This is a genomic window from uncultured Ellagibacter sp., assembly GCF_934636505.1.
Classification (GTDB): Bacteria; Actinomycetota; Coriobacteriia; order Coriobacteriales; family Eggerthellaceae; genus Ellagibacter.
Window position 1 is genome coordinate 1 of the sequence record NZ_CAKUAL010000083.1, and the last position, 7,433, is coordinate 7,433.

General features: G+C 58.2%; 9 protein-coding genes. All 9 read right to left on the reverse strand.

The window, feature by feature from the left end; all coding sequences use genetic code 11:
• Nucleotides 1–208 precede the first annotated feature (208 nt).
• Nucleotides 209–934 (reverse strand): glucosamine-6-phosphate deaminase, encoded by a 726-nt coding sequence (gene nagB, locus Q0G18_RS08300; protein WP_297151907.1) that lies wholly within the window; start codon nt 932–934, stop codon nt 209–211.
• A gap of 83 nt (nt 935–1,017) precedes the next feature.
• Complete coding sequence (locus Q0G18_RS08305; RefSeq protein WP_297151909.1) at nt 1,018–3,135, reverse strand: cytochrome C oxidase Cbb3; 2,118 nt, start codon at nt 3,133–3,135, stop codon at nt 1,018–1,020.
• Nucleotides 3,136–3,300: 165 nt separating this feature from the next.
• Nucleotides 3,301–3,927, reverse strand: coding sequence for an adenylate kinase (locus tag Q0G18_RS08310; RefSeq protein WP_297151912.1), 627 nt, complete (start codon nt 3,925–3,927; stop codon nt 3,301–3,303).
• A 159-nt stretch (nt 3,928–4,086) separates the two neighbouring features.
• On the reverse strand, nt 4,087–5,367 hold the full coding sequence (secY, locus tag Q0G18_RS08315) for a preprotein translocase subunit SecY (protein WP_297151915.1): 1,281 nt from the start codon (nt 5,365–5,367) through the stop codon (nt 4,087–4,089).
• Nucleotides 5,361–5,810 (reverse strand): 50S ribosomal protein L15, encoded by a 450-nt coding sequence (gene rplO / locus Q0G18_RS08320; RefSeq protein ID WP_158050409.1) that lies wholly within the window; start codon nt 5,808–5,810, stop codon nt 5,361–5,363. Before rplO ends, secY begins: the two co-directional genes overlap by 7 nt.
• A gap of 162 nt (nt 5,811–5,972) precedes the next feature.
• Nucleotides 5,973–6,164 (reverse strand): 50S ribosomal protein L30, encoded by a 192-nt coding sequence (gene rpmD / locus Q0G18_RS08325; protein ID WP_158050408.1) that lies wholly within the window; start codon nt 6,162–6,164, stop codon nt 5,973–5,975.
• Between the two features lie 2 nt (nt 6,165–6,166).
• Nucleotides 6,167–6,691 (reverse strand): 30S ribosomal protein S5, encoded by a 525-nt coding sequence (gene rpsE, locus Q0G18_RS08330; protein WP_276998479.1) that lies wholly within the window; start codon nt 6,689–6,691, stop codon nt 6,167–6,169.
• A 14-nt stretch (nt 6,692–6,705) separates the two neighbouring features.
• A complete protein-coding gene (gene rplR, locus Q0G18_RS08335; RefSeq protein WP_296061623.1) occupies nt 6,706–7,077 on the reverse strand; it encodes a 50S ribosomal protein L18 in 372 nt (123 codons plus the stop codon).
• 39 nt (nt 7,078–7,116) lie between these two features.
• Nucleotides 7,117–7,433 (reverse strand): 50S ribosomal protein L6 (locus Q0G18_RS08340; RefSeq protein ID WP_297151920.1); only part of this gene is annotated, 317 nt, incomplete at its 5' end.

Here is a 7,433-nt window from a genome sequence, read left to right on the forward strand (position 1 = left end):
GACCGGGAATGACCCAGCAACCGGAAGCGTCGATCGTCTGATCCGGCGAGCACCCCCCCATCGGTTCCCCCGCGAAGACACCGCCCTCGGCGTACACATCGCGCGCGTCGAACCCCGCACCGCTGAAGACCTTGCCGCCAGAAATGATCATACGCTTCCCTTTCTTGCATCGCCCAAACAACCCAGACCGCCAAGCTTGCGGACTCGACTAAAGCGCCGCCGCTGCCTCTTTGTCGAGCACCACCGTCACATCCGGGTGCAGCTGCAAAATGCTCGCAGGAACCTGCGGAACCACCGGCCCGCGAAGCACATCGCGAACGATTTCCGCCTTACCTGCGCCATTCACCACGAGGAGAATCTTGCGCGCCTTCATGATGGTGCCGATGCCCATGGTGTAGGCCTCGCGCGGCACCTCATCGGCGGAATCGAACAGGCGGCTGTTCGCCTGGATGGTGCTCTCCGTGAGCTCGACGCAGTGCGTGGTCACGGGGAAGGAATCGCACGGCTCGTTGAAGCCGATGTGCCCGTTGTGCCCCAAGCCCAGAAGCTGCAAATCGACGCCGCCGGCTTGCGCGATTGCCTGCTCGTAAGCGTCGCACGCCGCCTGGGCGTCATCCATCGAGCCGTCGGGTACATGTGTCTTCTCAATATCGATATCGACGTGGTCGAAGAGGTTGTCCTGCATGAAGTAACGGTAGCTCTGGTCGTGAGTTCCAGGCAGGCCGCGATACTCATCGAGATTGAACGACTGTGCATTCGCGAAGCTGATCTCACCCGCGTCGCACGCGCGCACAAGCTCGGCATACAGGCCAATCGGGGTCGTGCCCGTCGCGAGGCCAAGGACGCTGTCCGGCTTCGCCTTCAGCTGCTCCGCGATCACGTTCGCCGCGGCAACGCTCATCTCCTCATAGTTTTCGGTAACCACTACGTTCACGTCAGTTTTCCTTTCCAACCAGCGGCCAGCCCGGCCGCTCCTTCGCTTTCATCCAGTGCAACGCACATGCTGCAGCGCACTCGTTATGTCCAGAACAGCACCGTCTCAAAGAAGCTCGAATACGCCCATGAATACACATCGGAATACCACCCCGTTTCGGGGACGAAGCAAATGAGCGCGCTATAGAGGACGCTCACCGCCACAAGCACGAGAAGCACCTTGGTGAACACCTGCGCCATCGTCGAACCAGGCACAAGATTCTCGTTCACAACGAAGACGAGAAGCACCGCGGCAGCCAGGAGCATGAAGCTGAAGTCGGCATAGTAGCGCTGCAAGATACCCGCCAGCTCCGCATCGAGCAGCGCGACGATGACGCCCGCCGCAATCAGCACCACGATGACGCCCATAATCGTGCGCGTCGAGCGCTGAGAAATACGCAGCTTCAGGATGCGGGAAGCGAACGGAAGCACCCAAAGCACCGGAAGGCAGGCCAGCACGCCGCCGAAGGTGACTTCTTTGATAGTCTGCCCCATGTAGGTGGTCTCGAACGGCGTCGGCTGCAGGAAGGGGAACACCCCCGTCACGCATGGCGGCTGCAAGAAGTACGTGAACAGCGCGGGGGCCAATCGTCCCACGTTCATTCCGCGCTTCGTCATGTCGTTGACCGTGAGATTGTAGTTCGCGCCGAAGTCAGTGAGGGACCCGAAGCGTGCATTGTTATACAGCATGATACCGGCAGCGACCACGACATACGGCGCTATTAAGCAAGCGAATTCCTGAGCGCCTCGCCTCGTGAAAAGCCGGCGCTCGGTGATGTAGCGGCGCCAGAACAGCGGGAAGGCAAGAAACGATAGCAGTACAAGCTGCGGTCGACAGCCTGCGACAAGCGCCATGCATAGCGAGCCCGCTAGGTACCATCCACACGGCCTCTGCGAGCCGCGACCGCACATCCACAGATAGAGCCCCCAGACGGAGAACGCCAAGCCGCACGCAATCGGCAGCGAGTAGAACGTCGGAAACTTCACCAGGTACAAAATTCCACAGCACGTGACAAGGGCAATCTGGAGAAGCAGGTATAGCCCAAGGCTCACTTGCTTGAAATGATAGCGAGCGAAGCGATCGAGCAGGGCCGAGCACCCAAGAATGAAAGCGATCACTGCGAGGAGCACGCCGATAGCTGTTGGGAAACTTGCGCCTGTCGCCAAATAGCACGGCAAGTAGAACAGCAGCACCGGCACCACACCGAAGTACACGTAATAGTGCCCCTGGTAGTAGGCGACGTCGAACAGATACGGCTCGCCCGTCTCCTTCTGCAACTCGTCACGAGCACCCTTGTCATAGGGATCGTCCATCTGCTGAAGCCAGTCGGGCGGCTCCTCTTCCAGATAGAGCTTCCCCTGCGACATGGATTTAGCGAGCTCGGCATACTGCTGCGCGTTCTCGCCACCGACCTCGAACGAGTTCGCAATGCTGTGGCCGTCCCACGATCCGAAGTTGTAGGTCGACGTGGCAACACCCACAAGGTTGGACCCCATGAAGAGAAACGACGAGATGAGCACGACCTCGATCGCAACCGCGCAGATGATTCCCCCCTTCGAGAGCTTCGGCCGGCGAACAATGCTCACACGGTAAACACTCGAACCTGGACGGAAGAGATACGTAAACGCCAGGATGCCGATCACGCCGAAAAATCGAAGGAAGTTGAAGGAAAACGGCCGATGGGCGTTCAACACAAGACTTGTAAGGCGAACCGGGTAGTTGGTCTTCTCGTTGCCGACAAGCTCGATTCGAAGATTCTTCACGTAGCCGGTAGTGTTCAGATTCACGTACTGGCTCTCCGACACCATGGTCGAGATGTCGACCTCGGGAACACCGAGGGTATATTCCGTCGTATCAAAGTACGTTGCGTGGGCATCGTCGGTGAACTGAATCTTGAAGGTGAGGTTTTGCGCAGGTTGCTCCCAGTCGAACTTGAGGTACACGTTGTGGACCTCGGTGTTCAAATTCGAGAACTCAATGACGTTGTCAACTTCGGTAATCTTATACTGCTCGTCACTTGTTTCCTGCAGCTCGAGGGAATCACTTAAATCAATCGAGTTGTAACCAAGCGACTTATAGAAGTTGATGTTGAACACGAAGACTTCGAGGAATAGCGCAATTGCGATAATGACAGCCGCCACCTTGGCGATATGCGCAAGCAAAGAACGCCTCGGGAGGACCCGAGACTCGTACAAATACGTGATATTCCTTCGGAGCGTTGGCATGACTCATCATTATAGCGGAGAAAGGCCCCGCTCAATGAACGGGGCCTTGGGAATACGGGGTTTTCTGGTGAGCACGACGAAAAGACCGCCGCATTGCCCCTCTTACAGCTCGAGAGCCTTCTTCACGTCAGCATAGACAACGTTCGGATCCCGATCGCCATCGATGGAAACGAGCAAGTCGCAGCCACGATAGTAGTCGATGAGCGGGCTCGTGGACTTCTCGTACACGTCGAGGCGATTGCGAACGGTTGCCTCGTTGTCATCGTCGCGCTGGTACATCTCGCCACCGCACTTGGGGCATTGCGCGTCAGCTTCAGAGCCGATGTAGCCGCAGTCCTTGCACATACGACGCGAGGTGAGGCGCCTCACGATAACCTCGGAGTCAACGTCGATAAGAAGAGCGGCGGACAGGGGACGGCCCAGCTTGGAAAGCTCGGCGTCAAGCGCAACAGCCTGAGCGGAAGTGCGCGGGAAACCATCGAGAATGAAGCCCTTTTCCGTGTCAGGTTCGCCAAGACGCTCGGTCACAAGCCCAATGATGACGTCGTCGGGGACGAGGTCGCCCGCATCCATGAAGGACTTCGCCTTTTTGCCAAGTTCGGTTCCGGCTTTCACGGCAGCACGAAGCATGTCGCCAGTGGAGATATGGGGCGTGCCGAATCCCTCGACGAGCTTGGCAGCCTGCGTGCCTTTACCAGCGCCCGGAGCACCCAGCAACACGATATTCATGATTGAGTTCCTTTCAATCAGCAAGGATAAATTCCATCACCTATTCTACCAAACGCGCAACGTGAGCGCGAAACTTCACGCAAACGGAAAAGGCCACGGGCACTCCACCCGTGGCCTTGGTTCCTAACATGCACATGAACAGGTCATATGCAAACGGTCTTATTTGAAGAAGCCGTCGTAGTTGTGCATCTTCAGCTGGCTTTCGACCTTGCTCATGGTGTCGAGCGCAACGCCGATCATGATGAGAATCGAGGTGCCGCCGAACGCCTGAATGAGCTGGTTGCCGCTGAAGTAGAAGATGATCGTCGGGATGACCGCGATGCAGGCGATGAAGATACCGCCCGGGAGGGTCACGCGATGAATCACGTTCTTGATGTAGGTCACGGTTGCAGAGCCGGGACGCACACCGGGGATGAAGCCACCCTGCTTGCGCAGATTGTCCGCCGTGTCCTCGGGGTTGAACACCATCGAGGTATAGAAGTACGCGAAGAACACGATGAGCAGCACGGTCAAAATCCAGTTGAGCCAACCGGTAGAAACCGCATCAGCGAACGCCGTCAGCCAACCAACGTTGAACAGCGCAGCAAGCTGAGCCGGGAAGTAGATGATGCAGCTCGCGAAGATGATCGGGATAACGCCCGCAGCATTCACCTTCAAGGGGATGTAGGTGGACTGGCCACCCATCATCTTGCGGCCCTGGACGCGCTTGGCATAGTTCACCGGGATGCGGCGCTGAGCGCGCTCGATGAAGATGATCGCGGGGATGCAAGCGAGAACCACGATGAGGATGAGCGCCGTGATAGCAATGCCCATTCCAAAATCAGCCTGCAGGTTCACGGACGAGAAGATAGCAGCGGGAACGCGGGACACGATGCTCACGAAGATGATGAGCGACATGCCGTTGCCGATACCGCGCTGGGTGATAAGCTCGCCCATCCACATGATGAAGGCCGTGCCGGCAACAAGCGTGAACACCACGATGATGTCGGTCAGGACTTCGGGAACCTGGTCAGTGAAGACCACGCCGTATGCGGAGGACTTGAACAGCAGCAGGTAGCCGATAGCGTTGATCAGGCCAAGGCCGAGCGTCAGGTAACGCGTGACCTGGGTGATCTTGCGACGACCGGTCTCGCCTTCCTTCGCCCAACGGCCCACGGCGGGAATCACGCCCTGCATCAGCTGCATGATGATCGATGCGGTGATGTAGGGCATGATGCCGAGTGAGAACACGGAGAAGTGCGAAAGTGCACCGCCCGTGAACAAGTCGAGCATGGTCATCGAGACGCCCGAGTTCGAGAAGGAGTTCGCGAACTCGTTAAACGGGATACCGGGCACGGGGATATAGGCGCCAAAACGATACAACGCCAAAATACCCAACGTGAACAGGATCTTCTTGCGAAGCTCCGGTACCTTGAATGCGTCAATGATAGAGCTTAGCAAGGCTCTTCGACCTTTCCTCCGGCTGCTTCGATCTTCGCCTTAGCGGAAGCAGACACCTTATCGACCGAAACAGTGAGAGCCTTCGTGAGCTCACCGTCGCCCAGAACCTTCACCAGCGCATCCTCGTGCTTGATGATACCCTTGGCCTTGAGAGACTCGCCGTTGACGACCTCGCCGGCCTCGAACTTCTCCTCGAGACGGGAAACGTTCACCGGCAGATACTCGACACGATTGATGTTGCGGAAGCCGGGGAGCTTCGGCAAACGCATCGCGAGAGGAGTCTGGCCGCCTTCGAAGCCGGGGCGCTTGCCGCCGCCAGCGCGGGACTTCTGACCGTTCAGACCGCGACCGGCAGTCTTGCCATAGCCGGAGCCGTTGCCGCGACCGACGCGCTTGCGGCTGTGACGAGAGCCCTCTGCAGGCTTGAGATCCTTAAGTTCCATTGTGTAATACTCCTTACATTCGCTTCCAGGCTGTTTTACCTGGGGCTGGCAGCTCGCCGCCAGCTAACTTCCTAATAACGCCCAGATTGGCGCCACCGGTGTCCGGCACGCCAATCCGAGATTATACCTTAATGAGAATATGTGAGCGGGGGAAATCCCAACTTACAGTTCCTCCACTTTCACAAGATGCTTCACCTTGAAGATCATGCCGCGGACAGACTCGTTGTCCACGAGGTCGTGGGAACGACCAATCTTGCCAAGACCAAGGCTCTTGAGCGTGGCAAGCTGATCCTTCTTGTAACCGATGGAGCTCTTGATCTGCGTCACACGCAGCGTTTTCTGTGCCTCAGCCATTACTAGTTCTCCTTCCCGCCGAAGATCTGAGCGACGGACATGTTGCGGCGCTCCGCAACCTCAACCGGGCTCTGCATCTTCTGGAGACCGTCTGCAGCAGCCTTCACAACGTTCATCGCGTTGTTAGTGCCGAGAGACTTGGCGAACACGTTCTTGATGCCTGCGAGCTCCATGACCGCACGAGCGGGGCCGCCGGCGATAACGCCGGTACCAGGAGCAGCCGGCATGATGAGGACGCGGCCTGCGCCGAACTCGCCCACGATGTCGTGGGGAACGGTGCCTTCCTTGGTGATGGCGACGGAGAACATGTTCTTCTTCGCGTCATCGACGCCCTTCTTGATAGCCACAGGCACTTCCTTGGACTTGCCCAGGCCGATGCCCACGCGGCCGTTACCGTCGCCGACGACGACAAGCGCGGTGAGCGCAAAGCGCGTGCCGCCCTTGACGACCTTGCACACGCGGTTGATGTAAACGACGCGCTCCTGGAGCTCAGGAACGGCAGCGTTTTCTTGCTGTTTGCGAGCCATACGCTTAACCCCTTCTAGAATACCAGGCCTGCTTCACGAGCAGCGTCGGCCAGAGCCTTGACGCGCCCATGATAGAGGTGGCCGCCGCGGTCGAAGACGACCTTCGTGACGCCCTTTTCCTGAGCCATTTTGCCGATGATAGTGCCGATCTCAGCTGCGCCCTCGACGGTGCCGCCCTTCTTGCCCGTTGCCTTGAACTCAGGGCCGAGGCTGGAAACGCCGCAGATGGTGGTATGCGACACATCGTCGATAACCTGCGCGTAGATGTTCGAATTGCTGCGCGTCACGCAAAGGCGCGGACGCTCAGGAGTGCCGGAAATCTTGCCGCGAACGCGACGATGGCGACGGGCTAAGCCTTTCTCATGCTTCAAATCATTGCTTCTCATGATGATCCCTTCAGTAAATTACCGTAGCGCTTAAGCCCACTAGTCGCTCTTAGCAGCCTTGCCAAGCTTGCGACGCACAACCTCGCCCTCGTAGCGAATGCCCTTGCCCTTGTAAGGCTCCGGCTTGCGCCACTTGCGAATGTCGGCTGCAATCTGGCCAACCTGCTCTTTGCTTGCGCCGTGAACGATGATCTCGGTCTGGCTGGGAACCTCGAAGCTGATGCCCTCGGGCGCTTCGACGATAACCGGATGCGAGTAGCCAAGAGAAAGCTCGAGGGACGTGCCCTTGAGCGCGGCGCGGTAGCCGACGCCGACGAGCTGAAGCTTCTTCTGGAAGCCCTTCTCGACGCCTTCGA

Bases quoted from the DNA above. Each gene is read 5' to 3' on its own strand.
- rplR (WP_296061623.1), bottom strand. From the start codon at position 7,077: ATGAGAAGCAATGATTTGAAGCATGAGAAAGGCTTAGCCCGTCGCCAT.
- Q0G18_RS08310 (WP_297151912.1), bottom strand. From the start codon at position 3,927: ATGAATATCGTGTTGCTGGGTGCTCCGGGCGCTGGTAAAGGCACGCAG.
- rplO (WP_158050409.1), bottom strand. From the start codon at position 5,810: ATGGAACTTAAGGATCTCAAGCCTGCAGAGGGCTCTCGTCACAGCCGC.
- rpsE (WP_276998479.1), bottom strand. From the start codon at position 6,691: ATGGCTCGCAAACAGCAAGAAAACGCTGCCGTTCCTGAGCTCCAGGAG.
- rpmD (WP_158050408.1), bottom strand. From the start codon at position 6,164: ATGGCTGAGGCACAGAAAACGCTGCGTGTGACGCAGATCAAGAGCTCC.